23 protein-coding genes are annotated in these 22,811 nt (G+C 69.8%); 9 read left to right on the top strand and 14 right to left on the bottom strand.

The genetic code is table 11. The features are described 5' to 3' along the window. The first annotated feature begins 11 nt into the window (after positions 1–11). The 9 genes from sctP (at position 12) to AC3IFE_RS07870 (ending at position 5,985) form a co-directional block, all read left to right on the top strand. A complete protein-coding gene (gene sctP / locus AC3IFE_RS07910) occupies positions 12–686 on the top strand; it encodes a type III secretion system protein SctP (RefSeq protein WP_489190136.1) in 675 nt (224 codons plus the stop codon). A gap of 70 nt (positions 687–756) precedes the next feature. After that, positions 757–1,851, top strand: a complete 1,095-nt coding sequence (gene sctQ, locus AC3IFE_RS07905; RefSeq protein WP_179233512.1) for a type III secretion system cytoplasmic ring protein SctQ — start codon at positions 757–759, stop codon at positions 1,849–1,851. Continuing rightward, positions 1,838–2,488 (top strand): type III secretion system export apparatus subunit SctR, encoded by a 651-nt coding sequence (sctR, locus tag AC3IFE_RS07900; RefSeq protein ID WP_489190135.1) that lies wholly within the window; start codon positions 1,838–1,840, stop codon positions 2,486–2,488. Before sctQ ends, sctR begins: the two co-directional genes overlap by 14 nt. 7 nt (positions 2,489–2,495) lie before the next feature. Next, positions 2,496–2,759 (top strand): type III secretion system export apparatus subunit SctS, encoded by a 264-nt coding sequence (gene sctS, locus AC3IFE_RS07895; protein ID WP_012339994.1) that lies wholly within the window; start codon positions 2,496–2,498, stop codon positions 2,757–2,759. Further along, a complete protein-coding gene (locus tag AC3IFE_RS07890) occupies positions 2,756–3,691 on the top strand; it encodes a hypothetical protein (protein ID WP_489190134.1) in 936 nt (311 codons plus the stop codon). Before sctS ends, AC3IFE_RS07890 begins: the two co-directional genes overlap by 4 nt. 158 nt (positions 3,692–3,849) lie before the next feature. Further along, positions 3,850–4,872: an HrpD5 family protein gene (gene hrpD5, locus AC3IFE_RS07885; protein WP_489190133.1), complete on the top strand. Its 1,023-nt coding sequence runs from the start codon at positions 3,850–3,852 to the stop codon at positions 4,870–4,872. A 44-nt stretch (positions 4,873–4,916) separates the two neighbouring features. Then, positions 4,917–5,180, top strand: a complete 264-nt coding sequence (locus AC3IFE_RS07880; protein WP_089469823.1) for a hypothetical protein — start codon at positions 4,917–4,919, stop codon at positions 5,178–5,180. 123 nt (positions 5,181–5,303) lie between these two features. Next, a complete protein-coding gene (locus AC3IFE_RS07875) occupies positions 5,304–5,468 on the top strand; it encodes a hypothetical protein (RefSeq protein WP_012339990.1) in 165 nt (54 codons plus the stop codon). 61 nt (positions 5,469–5,529) lie between these two features. Then, entirely contained in the window at positions 5,530–5,985 is a 456-nt protein-coding gene (locus tag AC3IFE_RS07870) for a CesT family type III secretion system chaperone (RefSeq protein ID WP_012339989.1), read from the top strand. Between the two features lie 73 nt (positions 5,986–6,058). Here AC3IFE_RS07870 and AC3IFE_RS07865 read toward each other — a convergent pair whose 3' ends face one another. The 14 genes from AC3IFE_RS07865 to AC3IFE_RS07800 all read right to left on the bottom strand — a co-directional run bounded on the left by AC3IFE_RS07865 (position 6,059) and on the right by AC3IFE_RS07800 (position 22,782). Then, complete coding sequence (locus AC3IFE_RS07865; protein WP_489190132.1) at positions 6,059–7,621, bottom strand: hypothetical protein; 1,563 nt, start codon at positions 7,619–7,621, stop codon at positions 6,059–6,061. Next, on the bottom strand, positions 7,618–8,367 hold the full coding sequence (locus tag AC3IFE_RS07860) for a response regulator transcription factor (RefSeq protein WP_489190131.1): 750 nt from the start codon (positions 8,365–8,367) through the stop codon (positions 7,618–7,620). The genes AC3IFE_RS07865 and AC3IFE_RS07860 overlap by 4 nt, the downstream gene beginning before the upstream one ends. 21 nt (positions 8,368–8,388) lie before the next feature. Then, on the bottom strand, positions 8,389–9,558 hold the full coding sequence (locus AC3IFE_RS07855) for a sensor histidine kinase (RefSeq protein ID WP_489190130.1): 1,170 nt from the start codon (positions 9,556–9,558) through the stop codon (positions 8,389–8,391). A gap of 178 nt (positions 9,559–9,736) precedes the next feature. Next, positions 9,737–11,506, bottom strand: a complete 1,770-nt coding sequence (sctC, locus tag AC3IFE_RS07850) for a type III secretion system outer membrane ring subunit SctC (protein WP_489190129.1) — start codon at positions 11,504–11,506, stop codon at positions 9,737–9,739. A 132-nt stretch (positions 11,507–11,638) separates the two neighbouring features. After that, the gene (locus AC3IFE_RS07845) at positions 11,639–13,243 is read right to left on the bottom strand and encodes a PulJ/GspJ family protein (RefSeq protein WP_489190128.1); all 1,605 of its coding nucleotides are present in this window, start codon (positions 13,241–13,243) and stop codon (positions 11,639–11,641) included. Positions 13,244–13,283: 40 nt separating this feature from the next. Further along, positions 13,284–13,760, bottom strand: coding sequence for a type IV pilus biogenesis protein PilM (pilM, locus tag AC3IFE_RS07840; protein ID WP_489190126.1), 477 nt, complete (start codon positions 13,758–13,760; stop codon positions 13,284–13,286). Beyond that, positions 13,761–14,729, bottom strand: a complete 969-nt coding sequence (locus AC3IFE_RS07835) for an ATPase, T2SS/T4P/T4SS family (protein ID WP_489190125.1) — start codon at positions 14,727–14,729, stop codon at positions 13,761–13,763. It lies immediately after the preceding gene. 18 nt (positions 14,730–14,747) lie between these two features. Beyond that, entirely contained in the window at positions 14,748–15,356 is a 609-nt protein-coding gene (locus AC3IFE_RS07830) for a type 4 pilus major pilin (protein ID WP_489190124.1), read from the bottom strand. Positions 15,357–15,402: 46 nt separating this feature from the next. Then, positions 15,403–16,479: a type II secretion system F family protein gene (locus tag AC3IFE_RS07825; RefSeq protein ID WP_489190123.1), complete on the bottom strand. Its 1,077-nt coding sequence runs from the start codon at positions 16,477–16,479 to the stop codon at positions 15,403–15,405. Beyond that, positions 16,469–18,103 (bottom strand): GspE/PulE family protein, encoded by a 1,635-nt coding sequence (locus AC3IFE_RS07820; protein WP_089469833.1) that lies wholly within the window; start codon positions 18,101–18,103, stop codon positions 16,469–16,471. Before AC3IFE_RS07820 ends, AC3IFE_RS07825 begins: the two co-directional genes overlap by 11 nt. Before the next feature lie 16 nt (positions 18,104–18,119). Continuing rightward, entirely contained in the window at positions 18,120–18,833 is a 714-nt protein-coding gene (gene pilP, locus AC3IFE_RS07815) for a type IV pilus biogenesis protein PilP (RefSeq protein ID WP_489190121.1), read from the bottom strand. Then, complete coding sequence (gene pilO2, locus AC3IFE_RS07810) at positions 18,823–20,088, bottom strand: type 4b pilus protein PilO2 (protein WP_489190120.1); 1,266 nt, start codon at positions 20,086–20,088, stop codon at positions 18,823–18,825. The genes pilP and pilO2 overlap by 11 nt, the downstream gene beginning before the upstream one ends. 22 nt (positions 20,089–20,110) lie before the next feature. Continuing rightward, positions 20,111–21,790: a PilN family type IVB pilus formation outer membrane protein gene (gene pilN / locus AC3IFE_RS07805; RefSeq protein ID WP_089469836.1), complete on the bottom strand. Its 1,680-nt coding sequence runs from the start codon at positions 21,788–21,790 to the stop codon at positions 20,111–20,113. Further along, positions 21,790–22,782, bottom strand: a complete 993-nt coding sequence (locus AC3IFE_RS07800; RefSeq protein WP_301737791.1) for a TcpQ domain-containing protein — start codon at positions 22,780–22,782, stop codon at positions 21,790–21,792. The genes pilN and AC3IFE_RS07800 overlap by 1 nt, the downstream gene beginning before the upstream one ends. Positions 22,783–22,811: the final 29 nt, after the last annotated feature.

Below are 22,811 nucleotides of genomic sequence, written 5' to 3'. Positions count from 1 at the left end.
CGGGGACAGCCATGACGACCCACCCGATCACGCCGCGCATCCACGCGCCTGACGACGACGCGGACGACGCCGCGCACCGCGCGCCGCGCCCGACGCGAGGCCGGCGCGGCATCGACTATGCCGAACTGGTTCGCGATGCGCGCGAACGCGGCGAGCGCGCGGCGCTGCACGACGCGTTGCGCGCGCACGGCCGGCGCATGTGCGGCGAGCCGCCCCGCAGACCGACCGACGCCGACGCATCCGACGACACGCTGGCCGACACGGTGGCCCCCCCCGACACCGATGCAGACGCGGACGACGATCTCGACGCCGACGCGCCGCCGGCCGAGCGCGCGCGGCGGCTCGACGCACAGGTCCAGCCGTTCGTCGCGGCGCTCGGCGCCGAACAGATACGCGTGGTGGAGCTGATGCGCTTCGTTGCCGCGCACGTCGCCGATTTCTGCAGCGACGCGGCCGTGCTCGAGAACGGCAACTGGACCATCCGCCTGAGACTCGATCCCGACCTGCTGCCCGGCTGCACGCTCGAACTGCATCTTTCGTATTTCGACCTCGCGCTTCGGTTCGACGCCGACGCGCCCGAGATCCGCCAACTAGTCTTTCGTCATGTGCACGTGCTGCACGAACAACTGGCGAACCTGCTGCATCGCCTCGCCGTTGCGCGCCACGTGTCGATCGAAGTCGCGTGACCGCCAGCCGATACGAATGGTTGCGCGCACACCCACTGCCCCGTCGAAAGAACCGCTCACACACGACACGATGAATGCCACCGGCCAACCTGCTCGCCACACCGTCCGCGCGTTGCGCGACGACCCGAACGGGCTGCCGCGCATCGATGCGGAACTCGCGAGCGTCGCCCGTTTGCTGGGCGATGCGCGTCTCGATGCGTGCGTTGCCGGACTCGACGGCGCGGCGGACTGGCGGCTGGTGCCCGGCGACGTGGCCGACGGCAACCTGTGCTGGGTCGCGCTGCAGTACGACGGCGCGCTGGCCTGGATCGGGCTGAACGCCGACGCGCACCCGGCGCTGGCGGCGCTCGCGGATGACGATGGCTCGCCGCTGTCGTGCGCGATCGCGGGCCTGCTGCTCACGCCGCTGATCGATCTGCTCGACACGCTTGGCGCCGTGAACGTCAGCGTCGCGGCGATCGGGCGTCATGCCCCGTTGCATCGCGACGGCCGCCGCGCGGCGACCGTCGGCATGCTCTGCGTACACGGCGCGCACCGCCATGCCTGCCGGATCGGGCCGGCCGATCCCGGCTGGATCGACCTGATCGAACGCCGAATGGCCCGCCATCCGGCGCCGCTGCCCGCGCGGCTCGGCCGGATTCGCGTGCCCGGCTACCTGATCGTCGGCGAGAAGGCGTTGCCGATCGCGACGCTCAGGCGGCTGCGTCCCGGCGACGTCGTATTGCGCTTCGCCGATCCGGCATTCGCCGGTTCGGACGGCGCCGCGCCGGCCCACGCGCTTGCGCTGCGCTGGGGCGTGGCCGGCATGCATCAGTACGTCGCGCACGCCACGCTCGACGGCCCCCGACTCGTTCTCGATACGGAACCTGCCATGACCGACCGCCACGACCACCCGGTGCCCGGCGCCCCCGACGCCGACACCCAGACCTCGCTCGACGAACTCGAGCTGCCCGTCAGTTTCGAAATCGAAACGGTCACGCTGCCGCTCGCGCAGTTGTCCGCGCTGCGGCCGGGCTACGTGATCGAGTTGCGGGGCACGCTGCGCGACGCGCGCATCCGGCTCCTCGCGTACGGGCAACTGATCGGCATCGGCGAACTCGTCACGGTCGGCGAGCAGCTCGGCGTGCGGGTCATCGACGTATTCGGCAGCCATGACGCAGATTAACGAACTGACCGCGCTGCTGGTCGCGGTCATCGCGATCGGCCTGATCCCGTTCGTCGCGATGGTCGTGACCTCGTACGCGAAGATCGTCGTCGTGCTCGGGCTGCTGCGCAACGCGCTGGGCGTGCAGCAGGTGCCGCCGAACATGGTGCTCAACGGCATCGCGATCCTCGTCACGCTCTACGTGATGGCGCCGATCGGGATGAGCGCGGCCGACACGATGCGTCACGAGCAACTGGCGAATTCGCCGGCGGAAATCATGGTCCAGGCGTTCGGCGCCTCGCAGGCGCCGTTCCGGACTTTCCTCAAGGCGCATTCGCGCGAACGCGAGCGCCTGTTCTTCATGCGCTCGGCGCACGTGATCTGGCCGGAGGGCCTCGCGAACGCGCTGCACGAAGACGACCTGATCGTGCTCGCGCCCGCGTTCACGCTGACCGAGCTCGCCGACGCGTTCAAGATTGGCTTCCTGCTGTACATCGCGTTCATCATCGTCGATTTCGTGATCGCGAACGTGCTGCTGGCGATGGGCCTCAACCAGATCCAGCCGACCAACGTCGCGATCCCGTTCAAGCTGCTGCTGTTCGTGGCGATGGACGGCTGGTCGGCGCTGATTCACGGCCTGATCCTCACGTACAAGTAGGCGCGCAATGAATACGGACACCCTGATCGGACTGACTTCGCAAGGCTTGCTGCTCTGCCTCTACATCTCGCTGCCGGCGATCATCGTGTCGGCGCTGTCGGGATTGATCGTCGCGTTCCTGCAGGCGATCACGTCGCTGCAGGACCAGACCATCTCGCACAGCGTCAAGTTGTTCGCGGTCATCGGGACGTTGCTGCTCACGGCCGGCTGGGGCGGCACCACCATCCTGCGCTTCGCCCTCCGGCTCCTGAGCGCGGCGGTGCCGACATGACGACCGTCCGTCACGACCCCGGCGCGTCCGGCCCGCACGAGGTCGCTCCGGCCACGGCGGGCACGGCCGCGCATGCGCGTGCGCGCATCGACCAGCGTGCGCGGCTGTACCGGAACAGCATCTTCCGGCACGCGGCGCGCGCATGGCATCCCTCGCACGGCGCCGCGCACGCGCGACAGGTGGCGGCCGATCACCTGCGCCACCTGCTCGCCGCACACGGCGGCCCGTCGCACACGTCGCACCTGCCGGGCCGCCACGACGGCCACGGCGGCAACGGTGCGCCGCGGCCACGACAATCGACCGCGCGGCCCGACCCGCAGCAGAAGCATCGGCAACAACAGCAGCAGTCACGCCATCCGAAAAACCCGCCGCAGACGCCGAAGCACGAACGTCGCCCGTCCCGCCATCCCGCGCACGGCAGCTGGACGTCGCGCCGGGATGCGACGCCCGGCGCGCGCATGCCGTCGTTCAGCGACGGCGGGTCGCAATCGAACGGCGGGCGTCGCGACGCGCCGGAGGACGGCAAGCGGCGCACCGACGCGATCCGGCGCGTGGCCGCGGCCGCCCGCACCGAACTCCAGGCGCTCGCGGCATCGACCGCCGACCAGCCGCTCGTCTACCCGGACGCGATGCGCGAAGCGGTCATCCTGCAGCGTTGCGCGGGGCACGACGCGTTCGCGGTTTCAACCGACGTCCTGAAAGCCCGTCAGCTGGCCGGCGACGACGCGTCCAGCAGCTACGACGACCTGCTGCGCTTCCTCGTCGACTTCAAGCGACTGAGCGCCGGAACCGGCGCACGCGGCGCGCTCACTCCGCTGCTGGCCTTCCACGACCTGCGCCCGTCGACTGCCGCGCTGCGCGCGCGTTCGCTGGTCCGGCTCGACGCGATCTTGCGCGTGCGCAACGGCGTAGCCGGGCGCAATGAGCCGTGAATGCACGCCGGTTCGCGGCACGGGCGATGCGTTCGCGATCGCGGCCGGCTCGCGGCGCGCCGCTGCCTACACTCGCAAACATGCGGTAAGCGGCGGCGCCGTGCATCCGCGGCGCCGATCACCGAATCCCTGCCTACCAACGGACCTGCTCTCATCCCATGAAGACACTGCGCATCCTGACCGGCACCCATGCGGGGATTCAGGCGCGCCTGACGCCGGGTCGCTACCGGATCGGCGCAGCCGACGACACCGATATCTGCATTACCGACTGGGACGAGGACGACGTGTTCGTCGAGCTCGACGCACACGGCGCGGTCAGCGCGCGGCGCGCGGACGCGGCCGCGCCCGATCAGTCGGTCGTATGGATTCCCGATTTCGTCGCGTTCCCGTTCGGAACGACCGTGCTGTGCTTCGGCGACGAAGACGCCGCGTGGCCGCCCGACATCGAATTGCTCGCGGGCCTGTACCACGGCACCGGCGACCGGCAGGCTGCCGGCGACCGGGCGCCCCGTGCGAAGCGCCGCACCCGGCTGCTGCTCGCGGCCGCGGCCGTCGTCGCGTTGCTGGCGGCCGGCGGTTCCGTGATCGCCAACGTCTGGCCGGATCGCGGCAACGCGCCGCCGCCGCCCGATGCACGCTCGGTGGCGGCGCGGCTCGAGCGCCAGTTCCGCGACGCACGCATCGCCGGGTTGCGGGTCCGCGCGCAAGGCGACACGGTCGTCGTCGACGGCATCGTCGACGAAACCTCGCAGGACATCGCCGCACGGGCCCTGCTCGCCCGCGCGGACTACCACGCGATCGCGCGCCAGTACGACGTCGCGCACGACGACGTCGCCAGCATCGAGGAGTCGATCGGCATCGACGGCGTGCGCGTGCGCTATGCGGGTGACGGCGTGTTCGACGTGACGGGCGTCGCGCCGTCGATCGCGCGCCTCGAGGAAGCGCTCGGCCAGTTGCGCGCGGATCTCAACGCGAACATCCGGCGCCTCGACGTGAACGTCACCGAAGCGCCCGCGTCCGGCGGCGTGCTGTACAGCGCGATGCTCGACGTGGGCGCGACGCGTTACGTCCAGACGATCGACGGCGTCAAGCACGTGTTCACGTCGACGACCGGCGACGCCGCCGGCGGTCCGCGGATATTGCGCGAATCGATCGTGCCCGGGCGCGATGCGATCCGCTAGTTCCCCGTCAACCCGGCCCGTCGCGGGCCATCGAAGGAGTTGCCATGTACGACGCACTGGAAGCCATGATCGACGAAATGAAGGGCCTCGAGCAGACGCTCGCGGGCGGCCATGCGGGCGCGCGGATCGGCGCGATCGCGGCCGCGTTCGAGGACTGCGCGCAGCGCGTGTCGGACGCGACCGCCGCCTGCGCCGATGCCGACGAACGCGCGGCGCTGCAGAAAATCTACCGCGGGATGATCGCGGGCCAGCGCCTCGTGCATCGGCTGAACGAACTGGCCGCGGACGATTCGACCGTCAGCCATTGAACCGGTGTTGGGCGTCTCGTCCAGCCGCCGGGCGCGGATGCCCGGCGTAATCGGCCGGCATGCGAAGCCGCAGGGGCTTCGTGTGCCGATCCGCATGTCATTCAACTTGTTCCGGAGGAAGTTATGTCATTTGGCGCCAGCGCGGCAATGATGGGCATGATGCAGACGATGGTCAGCACCATGATCGAAGCCACCATGATCCAGGTGATGATGTCGATGATCCAGTCGGTCTGCAACATCGCGAAGACGGGCGCGCAGGATACCGAGGAGGATTCGAAGAAAGGCTGATCCCGTCGGGCGTGGCGGACGCGGCGCGCGCCGCGTTCGCCCGCGCCGGATCGTCGCCGTCATGAGCATCGAACGCTTCGCGGAAATCGTCCGCGACACCTGTGCCGTCGTCGGCCTGCCGGATGCGGACTACGTACTGCAGACGCGCACGATCGAAGTCGAGGGCTTCGACGTGCGGCTCGATCACTTCGAGAACGATCCCGAGGCGATGTACGTGAATTTCCACTACGGCACCGTCACCGCCGGGCGCACGCTCGTGATCTTCCGCCTGATGCTCGAGGCGAACCTGCTGATCTATGCGCAGGACCAGGCGCAGCTCGGGCTCGACGCCGATACCGGCGGCATCATCCTCATCCTCAGGCTGCCGCTGACGCCTGACGTCGACGGCGCCGTCGTCGCCGATACCGTCTCGCACTACACCGAACACGGCCGCTACTGGCGGCGCAACATCATCGAGTCGACCGACGAGATGTTCCAGAACATCGTCAACGGCGATTACGCGTGGCTGCGCGCGTAGCGTCGGCGGCGGCGTGGGTGCCGGCCGCACGCGATCGCACGGTCGCGGCCGGCGCATGCGGCGCCGGCCGCGCTCATCGGCACGCCGCAGCCGGCTGACCGGGCACCGCCCTTTCACTCGTATCGGCGAGCGACGCACAGCCGTCGACCGGATGCGGCGCGAGCAGAATCACCCGCATCGACCCACGCCCGGCGGCCGACGCGGACGTACCGGGTTCCACCATCGCGAGCATCTCGCCCGGCCCGAGCGACGCGCGCGCGACGTCGATCGCCGCACCGCGCCATTCGACGGCCAGTACCACGCGGGGCGGCTCGGTCCGCATGTCGAGCGCCGGCACGATGCGCAGCGCGTCGTCCGCGGCCGGGCCCGGATCGGACGCTGCCGCAGTGGCCGCGACCGTGCCGTCCGATGCGGCCGTGTCCCGCTGGCCGCCCGTCGGCGCGACGGGTCGTTCGGCGTGCCGTTCCCATGCAACGGCCACGCCGTCGTCCGTCTGGAGCGCGCTATCGGTCAGCATGCGCACCCCTGCCATGCCCCGTAGCGCGGCGCTCACGTTGCGCGCCGCGCGGGCCCGCATCACCGTGGCGCCCTGCGCGCCGAGCCCGATCGCGCCCAGCGCATCCGCATCGACTTCGGCCACCAGCAGCGCGACGCCGACGTGCTGCCGGGGCCGGTCGAGCGCGACGATCGCCCGCACGTCGGCGTCGAGCCGCTCGGGGCGATCGCGCACCAGCACCGCGTTCGTGCCCGCATCGGCGCCGAGCACCGGCAGCGGCGCCTCGTATTCGGTGATGGTCGCGCGCAGGCCGTCGTGGGGATCGAGCACGCGCGCCGCGCGGCTCGCAACTCCTTGCACGACGTTCGTTCGGCCGTTCGCGAACGCCGTGCGGTCCGCCGCGTTGCCGTAGTGGAGCGGCACGATGCGCACCGCCGTCTTCACGCGCGCACGCGCGTCGGCATCGAGGCGCTGCGCCGCGCGGCCCACGAGCGCGATCCACGCCGGCGGCCCGCGAAACGTGACGAGGCCGCGGGCCGGCGTGTCGTCGCGCGCGACGAACCGCACGTCGTCGATGCCGGTCTGCGCGAGCAAGGCATGCAGGTCCGCCGGGCGCGCGTAGTTGAGACGGACGATCAGCGTGGTCTGCGCGCCTGCCGCATCGACGTGCAGCACCGTGCCGTCGTAATACCAGACGAGCCCGTACCCGTGCGCGAGCATCTCGACGAAGCGCTGCGGCGGCAGCTCGAAGCGCCCTTCGACGCGGCCGGGGAGCCTGGCGTCGAACGCAATCGGCACATGCGTCGCGGCGGACAGCGCACGCAGCGTGTCGGGCAGCGATGCGCCGCTGGTGGAATAGCGGTACGGCGCGGACGACCACGGCGGCACGTTGGGCAGCGCACACGCATGCGCGCGGCAGTCGGGCGACCTGCGTCGCGGCGGCGGCGCCAAGGCATGCCCGTCGCCGGCGGCCTTGCCGGCGGCATGCCCGCGCGTCGCGCGGCGCGCATGCGGCGGTGCGGTCGCCGCCGGCGCGGACACGTCCGATGCCGGCGCGGGCCGAGGTGCCGGCGCGGCCGGCTCGGGTTCGCCGCAGGCGAGATGCAGCAGCATGCAGACGCTGGCGAAAAACCCGCTCAACGCTTGTACTCGATCGCCCCTTCGCCCTGCTCGACTTCCTGGTCGACGGGCATGTCGGTCAGGTTCAGCCGGTAGCCGCGGCCGTACACCGACTGGATCACCCAGTCGACATTCAGGTTCTTCAAGCGCGTGCGCAGGCGGCTCACGTACATGTCGACCGAGCGGCTCTGCGATCCGCCGTCCCAGCCCCAGACGACCGAATACAGATCCTGGCGCTGCACGACGATGCCGCGATGCGACGCGAGGTGCCAGAGCAGGTCGAACTCCTTCGCGCCGATCGAGTGCGAGGTCGTGCCGCGGCTGATGTTCAGGTTGGCGCGGTCGAGGATGTAGTCGCCGACGATCATCCGGCGCCGTTCGCTGCCCGCCGTCTGGAAGCGCCGCAGCAGCGCGCGGATGCGCGCGAGAAAGACGATCCGGTCGACCGGCTTGATCAGGAAGTCGTCGGCCCCGGTATCGAGAATCCGGACGATTTCCTCTTCGTCGGAATGCACGGTCTGGAAAATCACCGGGACCGTCGAGCGGGATCGCCCGCGCACCCAGCTGAGCAGCTTGTCGCCCGACAGGCCGGGCACGTCCCAGTCGAGGATCATCAGGTCCGCCCAGTGATCCGACAGATGGTTGCGTGCCTCGATGCCGTTGTCGAACGCCTCGACCTGATATCCCTCCGCCCTGAGCCACGAGACCAGCATCGTCTGCTGGATCCGGTCATCCTCCAACAACATGATTCGCGTCTGATTGAGCATGGTTACGATCCGCTCGGGCCCTCAGCCCGGTGTCAAGCGCCGCTGACGAGGAGCCTGGTCGAGCGGCGGGCGCTCCAGCGCCGCGGGGCCAGTGCGCCGGCCGTCCGGCGAGTGTCGGATACCTGCCTGCAGCACGAGCCGCGGCAGGCGCAACACGAAATCCGTGCCGGACTCGCGATTGACCTCGGCATGCAGCGTGCCGCCGTGCAGCACGACGATGCGCGCGGCCAGCTTGAGGCCGATGCCGTAGCCGCCCGATGCCTTCGGCGACAGCGCGTCGAAGTCCGTCATCGGGCGATCGGGCGAGAGGCCCGGCAATCCGCCCCCCTCGTCGCCGACCACCACGACCGCGGTGCCGTCCTCGACCCGCAGCGACACCGTCACGCGCGCCCCGGCACGCGACGCCTGGATCGCGTTGTCGATCAGGTTCTGCAGCGCGCGCATCACGAACACCTGCACGCCGCTGATCCATACGGCCGGCCCGTCGGCCAGCCATAGCCGCAACGCGACGTCGCGATAGACGGCGGCCACCTCGAGTTTCGGAATCAGGCTGCGGATCGCGCGGCGCAGGTCGAAGCGTACGAAATCGCGATGACGCACGACATCGGCAACCGACGAGAAGATGTACTGATCGCCGAGCGACAGCGCGTAACGCGCGAGTTCGGCGATCCGCTGCATGCCGCCGCACGCTTCGAACGCCGCGTGATCGTGCTCGTGCAACTGCGTGAGCGCGACGATCGAATTCTGCGGCGAGCGCAGGTCGTGCGACAGGAAACGCAGCGATTCGGTACGGCGGTCGAGCGCCTGATGCAGGTCCGTCACGTCATGCAGCCACGCGACGGCCGCGGCGGGATTCCCCGGACGGGCGGGCTCGAGCTTCACCCACAGCCAGCGGTCGGCCGCCTGCAGCTCGATGCCGCGCTCGAGATCGCGCTGCAGCGCGCCATGCGCGGCCGTATCGTCGGCCGCTTCGTCATCCGGCCGATACGCGCGCAGCAGCGGCAACAGCGGCACGCCGACGTCGAGCGGCCGGTCGAGCAGGCGCGCGGCGACCGGCGTCGCGAACAGGATCGCGCCGTGCCCGTCGACGGCAATCGCGCCCTGCGGCTGTGCGTCGAACAGGACCCGCGCCCAGTCGATCGCGGATGGCGGGCGCACATCGGATCCAGGCTTCGTCGACATCGATGCCATTCAGGTTTCCGTTTATCAGAAGCGGGCAGTCCGGCGAGCATATCATCAGTAATATAAAGCTAATAATATTAAATTTCTTTATGCCGGGAAATTGGCGTCAAATGCCGATGTAAATCGCGATCGAAATTCGAGTTGCCATGTTTAGAAAACGAAATGCTTTCGTTTTAGCATTTCGCGCTCATAGCTCGATGATTCGAGGCGTCAGCAGAAACAGACGTTCCATCCGGGTGTTCTCGCGATCCGTATATTTGAACAAATTACCGATCACGGGGATTTTTGAAAGAACGGGCACTCCGGTCGTCGTATCGCTGCGGCCGTCGTTCTTGTAGCCGGCGATCAACAATGCCTCGCCCTCATTGACGAAAGCGGAGGTATTGATGTTCGTGCTCGAGATCACCGGGATATTGTCGACGGTCCGCGACGTGAGCTGGCCATCCTGGATCGCGACGTCGAGCTTGATCTGGGTTCGGCCGCCTTCGTCGACGACCATCGGCAGCACGCGCAGCGACACGCCGGTCGACACGCTGTACAGGTCGGCCGACGTGTATCCGCTCACACGCACGAAGAACTGCGTCTGGTTCGCCATGTCCGCTTCGATGTTGTCGAGGGTCGTCACTTTCGGGCTGGCGTCGATCTTCGCCAGGTTCCGCTCCTCCAGCGCCGACACGTTCGCCATCAGATAGCGGCCCGCGTTGCCGATCACCGCCGACAGCACGCCGCCCACCGGCATCGCCGCGGCGGTCACGTTGCCGGCCAGCGTCGTGTTGCCGAAATTCTGCGTCAGCGTGCCGCCGTAGGTGTTCTGCGCGCCCAGGCCGTTGCCGGTCTGCAGGTCGACGTGGCTGTTGTGCGCGGTCCAGTTCACGCCGAGCTGGCGGATCGACGACGTATCGACCTCGAAGATGTGCGCCTCGATCTCGATGAGGCGCGGCTTCACGTCGAGCCGCTGGATCAGCGCCGGATACTGGTACATCCGGTCGGGCGTGTCGCGGATCAGGACCGAGTTGGTGCGCTGGTCGGCCTCGATGACGGGCAGCGCTTCCTCGTCGCCGCCGCCCGATGCCTGCCCGCCCGCATTCGGCCCCGAGCTGGCGACCGCCGACGACAGTTGTTGCGAAGGCCGCCCCGACAGGCCCGACAGCAGGCCCAGCGACGACTCGCCGTTCGCCAGCGTCGTGCCCGGCGGCAGCGGCGCCGACGGTCCGCCCGCCTGCATGCGCGCGCCGCCGACGTTGCCCATCGGCTGCGTGCGCTGGACGTTCGGCGCGCGCCCGCCGCCGCCACCCGAATTGCCGCCGCCGCCCTGTTGCGGGTGATAGACGTTGTTGAGCACCGTCGCGACACCGAGCAGGGTCATGTTCTGCCCGTCGGCGACCACCGAGCGATCCATCGCCCACGCGTGATGCAGCGGATAGACCTGCACGACCGTGCCGGCGCGGTGCCGCGTCGTCGTATCGAGGCGCTGCGCGACGTCGCCGACGAGCTTGACGTAGTTCGGCGGCCCGTTCACGATCGCCGCGCCCTGCACGTCGTCGTAGGTGATCCTGAAGCGCGGATCCGCTACGTTCATCGCCGCGAGCGTGCTGCGCAGTTGCGCGGTGCTGCCGTGATCGAGCTTGATCAGCGTGCTCTTCATTTCGTCGGGCGTCACGATGTCGAGCACCTGGCCGTCGTAGTACCAGACGAAGCCGAACGACGACGCGAGCGTGTCGAGCAGGCGCTGCGGCGGCATGTGGAACTTGCCCGTGACGCTGCCCTGCACGTCCTTCGAGATATCGGCCGGAATGCCCTGGCTGGCGGCGAAATCGCGCAGCACGTCCTTGATGTCCTTCGAGTCGGCCGTGTAGTCGACCATGCGCGTATGCCAGTTGACGGGCGCGGCGTGGACCGTCGCCGCCACGCACGCGGCGACGAGGATGAACAACAGGCCGAAGCGGAAGGTGGGCATGATCGTCTCGCTCGCACGAAAGGCTGGTCGTGGGATCGATGATTGGCCGGCCGCCCCGTCGCGTCAACGGCCGGCGCCCCGTCGCACCGCCTCCGCTTCCGGTGCATGCATGTCCGTTCGCATCGCGCCCGGTCAGTAGTAGGTATTGATCGTCCATCCGTGCACGACCGGCGTATTGGGAATCGCCTGGTTCTGCTGGCCGAGCAGGCTGCTGGTCCACGGCGTGGTGATGACGGCGTAGGTCGCCCAGCTCGTGACGATGCGCACGCGGTACGTGCCAGGCTTCACGGCTTGCGTGAGCGACGTCGTGATGCCGCCCGAATCGTCGATCAGCGTGGGCGATTGCGCTTCGGTATGGCCGTAGCTCGCCGACAGCGCATCGTTCATCACGTCGACGGCCTGCGAGAGCTGCGCCTGCGCGCCGCGCTTGCCGGTGCTCACGCCGTCGTTCAGGTGCCCCCAGGTCGTCACGGCGATGATGCCCGGCTTGGCCATCGTCACCGGCACATAGTAGTAGTACGAATAAGTGCCGTTCGCGCCGTTGTAGGTGAACGGCCCGCTCGACCACGCACCGCCGGGCACGCCGCCGCACCCCGCATAGTCGGTGGCGTTCGGCGACGCCATCAGGATCGTGCAGCCCGTCTGGTTCGTCACCGGTTCGATTTCCGCCTGCGTCTGCCACGTGCCGTCGCGGCACGACAGCACGCGGCCCGACGCATCGGTGGTGACGGGCGTCGTGTTCGCCTCGTCCTGCGCGCACGGCGCGCCGACCGTCTGCCCGTTGCCGAGGTCGAGATAGCCGGCCTCGTTGACCGCGAGCGCCTGCCACGCCGTGCCGTTGAACGTATAGGCGCGGCCGGTGGCGAGCGTCACCGCGACGTCGCCGGGCAGCGGATTCGGCAGGCTGCCGAGCGCCGCGGCCGACGCGACCGGGTCGCGCCAGTGCAGCGACGTGATCGGTTTCCACATGCCGCCGCTGCAGGTGACGACATGATCCGACGCATCCACCGCGATCGAGCCCGTCGCGGACGTGCACGCGGCGTAGTCCTGCTGCCGCGCGAGCGTGACCGGCACCTGCATCGTGTTCAGCGCGGGATTGCCGGGCACGCTGACGCGATAGAGGAAATCGCCGTTCTGCGCCTGTGCGTTGGCCGGAAACACCTGGCTCACGAGATGGCCGAACCCGGTCGCGTTGCCCGAGCACGATTTGCGCGACGGGTTCGGTGTCGCGATGCTCCACGCACCGTACGCGCCGAACGCCGCGCCGGCCGCATTGTTCGTGCGCGGAATCGAGCCGCCGCCCGCGCCCGCATTCGCCGCGATGTAGCCGAGCTGCACGTCGCCGATCGTGGCGCCGCCCTCGGTCACGAGCAGCCCCTGCACCGTCGTCGCGTCGATGCCGTAGACGAGCAGGCACGGCGTCTGCCCGTACGCGTTCTTGCCGGACACGCCGGGCGGCAGATAGCGCGCGAGCTGGTAGCCGCCGCCCGCGAGCGGCACGACGACCGGCACGGTCGGCGTGGCCGCGCTCGCGAGCGCGCTCTGGTTCTGCGTGATCAGTTGCGCGGCGGCCTGCGTCATCTGCGCCTGCCAGGCCGCCGCCTGCTGCCCCTTCGCGTCCGCGAGGGAAGTATCGATCATCGCCGTGACGCCGACGATCATCAGCGAGGCGATGGCGAGGGCCGCGAGCATCTCCACGATCGTGAAGCCGCGCTGACGTTTCCGTGATGGGCTCATGATGAAGTCGACGAGTTCAGGGGCGGCGCCGCGCCGCCCGTCAATACGCCTGTGCCATCCAGACGGGCGCACCGTCCGGAACGGCGGCGGCGACGATTGCCGGCAGGACGACGGCCGGATTCCCGGGCGACACGATCGCGCCCGCGTGCGCCGCGCCGGCCAGCGCCGAATGGAACGCGAGCGCCTCGATCACCGGAATCGCCGCGCCGGCCGCCGTCGACGTCGTATAGACGACGACCATGCTGCCCGCGACCGTCGTGTTCGGTGCCACATAGACGCGCCAGAGCGGATTGGCCGCGCCCGCGCCGAGATACGGCCCGAGCGCGCCGTCCGATACCGTGCCGGCCGCGGCCGGATTCGCGAGCGCGTACCGCACGCCGGCGAGCCGGTAGGCCGCCATGCTCTGCCCCATCGACGTCGCCGTGACGGTCGGTGCGGCATCGACCGCACGCGCATCGACGAGCGCGTAGACGCCGGCGAGCGCGATCATCGCAGCCGCGATCCAGAGCGCGAACATTCAGCCTCCTCCCCTCAGCGACGCCAGCGCGTCGGATGCGATCAACGACATCATCTGCTGACGCAGCGCGTCGCCGAGTTCATCGTAGCGCCCGTCGCGCACCTGCGCCCGCGCCGGCGCGCTGTCCGCGAGCATCAGCAAGCGGGCCTCGAATCGCTGCTGCCCCGGCGCCGGGCAGGCGAGCCGCTGGTGCAGCACGGCCGCCACGCCGTCGGCCAGCAGCGAGCGCACCGACGGCGCGTCGAGCACGCGGGCCGCGACCGTATGCAGCCGCGCGATCGCCCGGCCCACGTCGTCGGCCAGTACCGTGCTCACGATCAGGTGGCCCTCGCGAGCCGCCAGCAGCACGTCGATCAGGAGCGCCGGATCGTCGAGGTTACCGACGAAGATCACGCGTGCGCCGCAACCGAGCGCCGCCCGCAAATCCTCCTGCCGGTCGGCGCTGGTCAGCGTCGGGATGCAGACCCCGTCACCGTATGCGCCGCCCGGCGCCGCGTCGATCGGCTCCTCGATCGTCACCGCGATGCCGCCGTGCAGCGTCAGACGGTCGCGCACGAGCGCGCCGGCCGTGCGGGTCTTGCCGCTCTTGGCCGCACCGCAGATCACGACGAGGCCGTCGAGGTCCGCGCGCAGCAGCCGCCGCACGTAGGCGCCGGGCAGGCCGAGCCCCGCGAGCGACGCGAGCGTCGGATCGAGACGGCGCAGCACGTAGATCGGCCCGTCCGGCGTCTGCATCACGCGCACCCGGTACGACACGCCGCCGGATTCGAGCCGGAACGCCCGCGCGCCGGGCCGGGCGCTGCCGCACGCGGACTTCAGCGCATCCAGCTCGGCCCGCAGCGTCGGATGCGCGGGCAGCGCCTGCACGCGCCGGGCGGTCCCGTCCATGAAGCAGTCGCCGATGCGGGCATGCCCGAGGTACAGGTAGGAAAAAGCCAGCCGCTGCAACGATTCGGTTTCGAGGGTCATCGCGTCGGTTCACCGGCATCAGGTCGAGGTCCAGGCCACCGTATTCGTGTCGCCGCTCGCGCACGCGGTCGCCGCGCTGTCCGGCGTCGCGGGCAGCGTGAGCGCCGTCTCGTTGACGGTGATCGAGATCCAGCTGCCGCCCGCGGTCACGCTGTTGACGCACACGCTGCGCGGCACGTTCGTATAGGTGATCGTGAACTGGTTGCTGTTGTTCGTGGCCGCCGCGACCGTGATCGTGCCGTTCCACATGTTGGTGATGGCGCCGCTGCCGGACGCCGGCGCGAGGGTCGACGGAAACACGCCGGCGCCCGCCAGGACCGAATTCGACAGGTTCGCGTAGCTCGCCGACTGCCCCATGTACAGCTTTTTCACGCCGCTCTGGATCGCGTTGACCTGCTCCGTGATCGAATTCGTGTTCGCGCTGCTGAATGCGCCGGCCAGCAGCGCGATCGCGCCGATCACGACGATCGCCGCGATGCCGAGATAGGAAATCGCCTCGAGCAGCGACGCGCCGCGCTGCAGCGCGGCGCCCGGGTACGCGGGCCCCCATGCCGGCGGCGGCATGCGCGCGACGTCGCGCCGCTTCGTTCGCCTCGGCAGCCCATGGTGCGTGATGACCGCTTTCATCGCCTTTCCCCTTGTTGATGAACCTGCGTGATTGACCGGAGTACCGCTAATGCATCGCCCTGCTCATCGTGGCGAGTTCCTGCTGGATGCCGAAGAACCCGACGATCAGCATCCCCAGCATGATCGCCATCGCCACGATCGCGACGCCGTTGAGCACGCGCATTTGCGCGGACACCCGCTCGACGCCCGTTTCGATCCATTCGTCCGCGAGCGTCTTGAGCGACTCGGCGAAGCCTTTGTATTGCGCGTACACGCACAGGTCGTCGACGATTTCCTGCGACGGAAACCGATGCCCGCTCATGCGCATCGCCTCCCCGACATTCAAGCCCGATTTCACGCCGAACAGCGTGTCGTCGATACGCTCGCGCAGCCATGGCTTCGCATGGTCGGCCAGTTGCGCGAGCGATTTCTCGACGGTGAAGCCCGCCGCCTGCATCGACGCGAACGCGGTCAGAAAGCTCGAACCGACCATCAGCCGGTACAGCGACCACGGCGCGTAATTGTCGAAGCGGCTGCGCAGGCGCCCGGACCAGCGCGGCATCGACCAGACGAGCAGCGCGACCAGCACGGCGATCACGATCAGGCATTCGGGCAGCCATGCCTGCACGAACACGGACAGGTCGTACAGCAGGCGTGCCGAGCCGTGCCAGCGTTCGGGATCCTCGATCGCCGCGAATTGCGGCACCAGCCGCGCGCCGAACAGGTAGAGATAGGCCAGCATCATCGCGAGCAGCGCGACGGGATACGCGAGGCCCTGCGCGATCGCGTTGCGGATGCGCCGCCCCGACGTCACGATGCCGGTCACCGAGCGCAGCGCGCCTTCGAGGCGGCCCGACTGCTCGCCCGCCAGCACGATCATCTGTTCGGCCTGCGGCACCCAGCCGTCCATCCCCTCCGCGAGGCTGCCGCCGTTCTGCACGGTGCGGCGCCATTCGCCGAACAGGATCGCTTCGGGCAGCGTCGGCTTGCGTCCGTCGTGCGACGCGCGCAGTTCGAGTTCCTCGAGCACCTTCAGCAGCGGCAGGCCGTTCGAGAGCATCTTCTCGATCTTGCGATAGTGCCGCAGGCGGGCTTGCGGCGTTGCCTGCAGCTTGGCCCACCGCAGGTGCGGATCAAGATTCATGGCCCGCTCCCGCGACCGCGCCGCCCGGGTGTCCGCGCCGGCCTTCCGTCGTGTCGACCGGACGCAGCCGCACCGGCTCGTTGCGCGCCACGAGCGGGCCGACGATGCGTTCGGCCGCGCGCGGATCGACCAGCCCCGCGGCGACTTTCTCGATCGTGTGCTCGACGGTCGTGCGCCCGCCGAGCTCGTCGAGCCAATATGCGCGCGCCGCCTGTTTGTCGCCCTCGCGCAGATAGGCGAACAGCCGCGCATCCGGCCGGATCACCTCGGCGACGACCGTACGGCCGATGGTGCCGCGCCCACTGCAATGTTCGCAGCCGGGCCCCTGCACGAAGACCTTGTCGAACGATGCTCCGACCGCGCGGCGCACGCGTGCCGCCAACGCGTCGTCCTGCTGCGGCGACCCCGCGAGCCGCTGCTTGCAATGCGGGCACAGCAGCTTGACGAGGCGCTGGCTGACGAGCCCCGTGATCAGCGATTCGTCGGTCACCATCGCGAGCGGCAGGCCGAGATCGACGAGCCGGTCGATGATCGCGAGCGCGCCGTTGGCATGGACGGTGGTCCAGACCTGATGGCCGGTCATCGATGCGCGCAACGCGCTTTGCGCGGAAGCGCGGTCGCGCACCTCGCCGATCATGATCGTGTCCGGGTCGAGCCGCATCGCGTTGGCGATGGCGCCGGCGAACGCCAGCGAGCGTGCTTCCTCCGTCGGCGCGTTGACGACCGGCGTCTGCACCGCGCCCGCGATCGGATACTCGACCGGATCCTCGACGGTAATGACGTGGACGGACCCGTGGGTCTCGGCGATCTGCCCGGCCAGCACGCGCTGCAGCGTGGTCGACTTGCCCGAGCCCGTCGGCCCGCTGATGATGTTCATGCCGTGCGGCAGGCGCCGCAATTCGTCGATCTCCGCGGCCTGCGCATCGGAGAATCCGAGCAGGCGCAGGTCGATCGAATCGCCCGCATCGTTGTAGAGCAGTCGCAGCACCATCACGTTGCCGGTGCTGGTGGGGGCCGTTGCAATGCGGACGCCGAACAGCTCGGCAGGGAGTTTGTCGCGGTCGCCGATCGCCGCGTCCTGGCGTTCGTGCGGCTTGTACGTGTTGTCCGAGACGCTCGCCATCGCCGCATAGAGCGTCGCGAGCAGGCGCGCGCCCTGCTCGCGGGTCTGCTCGCTCACGCGCACCAGCTCGTTGTGAATGCGAAACAGGATCTCCGTGCTGAAGCGCTTCACGCGGATGTGGATGTCGGACGCGCGTTCGCGGCACGCGTGCGCGATCAGTTCCTTCGCGAGGATCTGCATCGCCGTGTGATCGACGCGTTCGCCGGTGCCGTCGGAGCGCATCCCCTCGTACGCGCGCCGCACCTCGTCGAGCCCGACCGCCTGCATCCGGTAATGATGGCGAAGCCGGTCGAGCCGCGCGCGATAGGACAGCACGTACGGGCTCAGTTCGTGGCCCTCGGCGATCAGCAGGCGGCCGTCGTCGAGCAGGCACAGCAGCTTGCGCTCTTCCGCGCTCGCGGCCCACGGGCCTTCGCCGGACAACGGATGCGCGGTATCGGCGCCGGCGGCGCCCCGCTGCGGCGCCGCGGCGCCCGGGCGCCCCAATCGAAGTGAGCTCATCGGAAGCCTCGCCTGGCTACTGGGCCGGTTGGTACGCGGGCGGCAAACCGGCCGCCGCCGCCGCGGGATCGGCGGCGGGCACGAGCGTGCCGGCGGGTGCGCCGCCGCCCATCGCCACACCGGTATTGGCGGCGCCGTTCGCGGCGGGGTTCGGCCCGCCGTTGAACACCGCGCCGCTGCGCGACGCGAGCACCGGCACCATGCGCATCTTCTGCCCGTTGCCCCAGCGCCCGACGACCTCGTTCGCGCCGATCGACACGATCTTCATGCCGTTCGGCAATTCGTCGCCGGACGCGACGTCGAAACGCTCGCCGATACCGGTCTGCACGATCGCCGTATAGCGATGCCCGAAGCCCTCGATCGCGATGACGCGCACGTTCTGCGCGACCGGGTCGAGCGGGGCCGCGCTGCCGAGCCGGGCCAGCGCCGCCGTGCGTTGCGCGACTTCGGCCTGCGCGTCGAGCTTCCTGATCTCGGCCTTGAGCAACACGGTCTGCTCCTCGAGCCGCGTCAGTTGCGCGGCGGCCCCGCTCGACCAGCCGGCGGGCGGCGCCTCCTGCGCGGCACCGGTCGTGGGGGCAGCGCGAAGCGGCTTCGCCACCGCGACGCCCGCGGATGCCTTCGGCACGGTCGCGGCCGGCTCGGACGCGGCGGCGAACGCGCAGCCGGCCCGGATCAGCGCAGCGACGATCAGCCCGGCACGGGCGCACGATCTCGTATCAATTCGCATAGACGACTCCCTCCGCGGACCAGTCGCCCGCCTGGTAGGTCAACTTCACAAGGCGCACGCCGGCCGCGCTCAGCAGCGGCGTGAATTGTTCGGGCGGCAAGCCGCCGAGCCGCGCCAGCAAGCGCCACTGATGCCACGGCGGCGGCGTGCTGCCCACCGGCGCGAGTGCGTCCTGCTGCGGCGCCGCGACCGGTGACAGCGTCGCGGGCACGTTCATCGCCTGGAACCGCGCGAGCAGCGCCGCCTTCAGGTCCGCGCCCGGCAGCAACGCTTCGTCGCGCGGCGTGCCCATCTCGAACGGTTCGCTGAACGACGCGTGTTCGCCGCTCGCATCCAGTTGCGCGGACGGCGCACCCGCGAGCAGCAGCGCGACCGTCGAGCCGTTGCGCGACCACGCGTACTGCACGCCCTGCGGGTCGCACACATAGCGATCGAGCGTCCAGCCGCCCGGCGCGAGCAGCGCGAAATGCCGCTGGCATGCCTGCGCGAACTGCCCGGGATCGGGCAACCTCGCCCACGGGTGGGTGGCGGGCCCCGACGCGCCCGCGCGCAGGCCCGCACGCGCCAGCGCGAGCGCGCGGTCCCGCTCGCGCTGCTCGGCGGCACGGTGATGGGCGTACCAGACCGACACGCCCGTCGCCGCGACCGCGACGCCCGCGGCGAGCCCGAGCGCCTGCCACGGCAGGCCGCGCCGCACCGGACGCAGGCGGGTCCATTGCGGCGCCCGCACGCGGCCGCGCCGGCTGTCGAGCAGGTCGTCGATGCGCCGCGCGTAGAAATTGTGGAACCCCATCGGCTCGATCTCGGGGTCGCCGATCACGGTGTTCCAGCCGCCGAGCGCGTAGTCGGAGTTCAGCCGCTCGAACACCTCGTCGGCGGACCCGATGAAATCGCCGTTCGGCAAGAACGAGCCGTCGCGGATCGCGAAAAAGGCCCAGCGTCCGTCGGGCAGCCTGAACGCGCCCAGCCAGTTCGGCGCGGGCTGCTGACGGCCGTTGTAGAACGCGCCCTGCTTCGCGATCGCCTTCGCGACGACGATGCCGAGCGACGCCACGCCCGACTGCACGCCGTCCCCGGCATTCGCGAACCCCGCGGCCGCGACGCTGCGATCCATGCGCAGCACCATCAGGTCGAAGCTGAGCTTCCTGCCGAGTTCGATCGCCTCCTTGTGCAATTCGTGGCGCCGCGACAGCGACTGCCAGAACAGCCCGCAGACGAAACGCTGATGCCCGATCTGGATGACGTGAGTGGCCATGGCGGAATCCGTCTCGCGCGCGTCAGGCGCCGTTCATCATGATCGGCGTGATCAGGATCACGATTTCCTGGCGGTCGCGCGCGCCGTCGTATCCGCCGCCGAACGCGTAATTGTTCGGCGTGCCGATGCCCGACTTCGTGAGGTTGTCGTTGGATGCCTCGTAACCGCTCAGCACCAGCGTCTGCCCCGACTTCATCGATACCCGCTGCAGGAAATTGCGCGTGTCGATCTGCGGCGTCTGGATTTTCTGACCGCCGCTCTCGATGGTTTTCAGCTCCAGCAGCGCCGAGATGTTCGTGTAGAACTGCAGCAGGACCGTGCCGTTGTCGAGCACGTGCGGCAGCAGCGTCATGTTGAACCCGGTCGTGACGGTGCCGGGCGTCAGCGCCGTCTGCGAGCCGACGTTCGCGGTATTGGTCGTCGACACCGACGCCAGGTAGCCCTGCTGGGTCGCCACCTGCACCGGCACCGGCTGATCGTTGAGTGTCGTGATCGACGCCGAGGTCTTGCGCCGCACCTTGCCCTGGCGCGACAGCGCGCTGATCATCGCGAGCGTGCCCGACGCGCGGCTGTTCGGCGTGATCACCTGCGCGGTGAACGAGACCGGATTGGTCGCGGTCGTCGAGAACGTGTTCGCGAGCGAGAACGACGTGCCGAGCGCCTGGTAGACGGCGCGCCAGTTGATGCCGTAGCTGTCGTCGTCGGACAGGTCGACCGACAGCACGGTCACGTCGATCAGCACCTGCTTCGACAGCGAGCGATTCTGCGCTTCCATGAACTGCCCGACGCGATCGAGCACGTCCGGCGTGTCGGTGACCGTGATCGACCCGGTCGCCGGCGACGACACCACGCCGCCATAGCGCGACAGCATCGCCTTGATCGACGCGCTCAGGCTGTTGAACACCGACAGCTGCGAGTTGACCACCGTGTTGGCCGTATTGGTGGCCGATACGCTCGGCTGGTTCGAATTCGCACCAGAGCCGCCCGCCGACGTGTTGCCGCCTCCGAGGTTGTCGCTCGTCGCACCGCTCATCACGTGTGCGTCGACCGATGCGTCGCCCGGAATCGCGTTGACCTGGAACGTGCGCGTGTCGGTGAAATAGAACAGGATCGCGCCGTTCACCAGCTTCCACGAGACGCCGAAGCGCGCGGCGGCGGCATCGAGCAGGCCGCGCAGGTCGCCATGCCGATACGAAATGTGGGTCGGCGCCGCGAGGCCCGCGATCGCGTTCGCGCCGGGCGCGCCGCCGCGCGACCCGTCGAGCCCCGGCAACGTCGGCAACGGCGGCAGAGGCGGCACGTTGCCGAGCACCGGCGTCGACATGCCGCGGGCGCTCGCCGGCGCATCGCCGGTCGCGTTCGGCGAGACGCGCGTCGGGATATGCGTGAGCCGCGAAATGCGCTCGGAGAATTCGGCCAGCGAGCCGACGTCGCTGTCGAAGGTGGCCGGCTGCAGGAACACCGGCGGCAGCACGTCCGCGTGATTCAGCTTGATCGTCGTGCCCGACAGCCACAGCGTGTCCTTGACGATCACGCTGTCGGCGCCCGAGCGCGGGCGGACGTCGCCGGCAAACGCGGCATCGATCGCCTGCTTCGACTGCGCGTGATCGTGGTCGACGGCGGCGGACAATTTCTCCGACAGGCCGGTACAGCCGGCCGTCAGGGTCGCGGCGAGCGCGAGAGTGATCGCGAGATGGCGCATTAACCGGCTCCCTTTTCAACGATGCGAAGCACCTTGTTGCCTCGATAGAGAATCGCCTGCACGGGCGCGTCGGTGGCCGACAGCGCGCCGATCACCGACTGCAGCGCTTCGTCGAACGTGCCGGTCAGAGTCGCGGGCGCGTCGACGGCGAAATCGACCGGCGCTTCCCAGATCAGTCGCCAGCCCGCCTCCTGGGTCCAGCGCGTGAGTGCGCCGCGCACCGTGCGATCGGACAGCTCGATGCGCCACGTCCGCGCCGGCGGCGGCAACGGCCCCGCGCCGGCGGGCAGCGCGCCCGCGACCGGATGACGATCGGCCGCGCCGCCGCGCGCGCCCGGAAGCGGCAATTCGGTGTCCGGCGTGCGGTCGGCCTGAGTCGCCGGGCGCGCGTCCGCAGGCGTCGCCGCCGAGGCGCGCGACGCGCCGGGCGCCGACGGCCGCGAGGCAAGCCGCGACGCGCCGGGCTTGCCGGCCGGGCCCGCGCGATCCGGCATCGGGCTCGCGGGCGCCGCGCCGCCGATCGGGCCGCCGGCCACGACACCCGGCGCGGAGCCGCCGTCGGCCACGCCGCCCGGCAGCGTCGCGGACGGCATCGGCGCAACCGGCGGCGGCATCAGCGCACCCACCGTATCGGAGCCGAACGGCTGCCGGTAACGGACGGTGACGAGCTGGAAATCGGTGTCGACCTGCGCGGCGAGCTCCGGATGCCCCGCGAGCATCTCGCGCAGCGTTTGCGCGAGCGAATGGCCCGCGCTCCACGACACCGGTGTCGCCGCCCATGCGCCGGCATTCGGCAGGTTGATGCTGTACGTGACCGGCACCATCCTGCGCAGCGCGGCGCGCAACGGCACGCCCGCGCCCTGCGTCGTGACGCGCGGCGTATCGTGCGCCTCGCCGGCCACCGAAACCTGATCGTCGAGCGCCGTGCCGCCGGGGCCGGTGGCCTGCGCATGCGCGGCCCCCCAGCCTCCGACCATCCAGAGCGCTACCATGCATGCCTTCAACGTACGCATTCAGGTCG

It is taken from the genome of Burkholderia sp. APQ4-4ca, assembly GCF_057837105.1.
The sequence above is the reverse complement of the archived record's forward strand: the minus strand, read 5'-3'. Positions and strand labels throughout refer to the sequence as shown.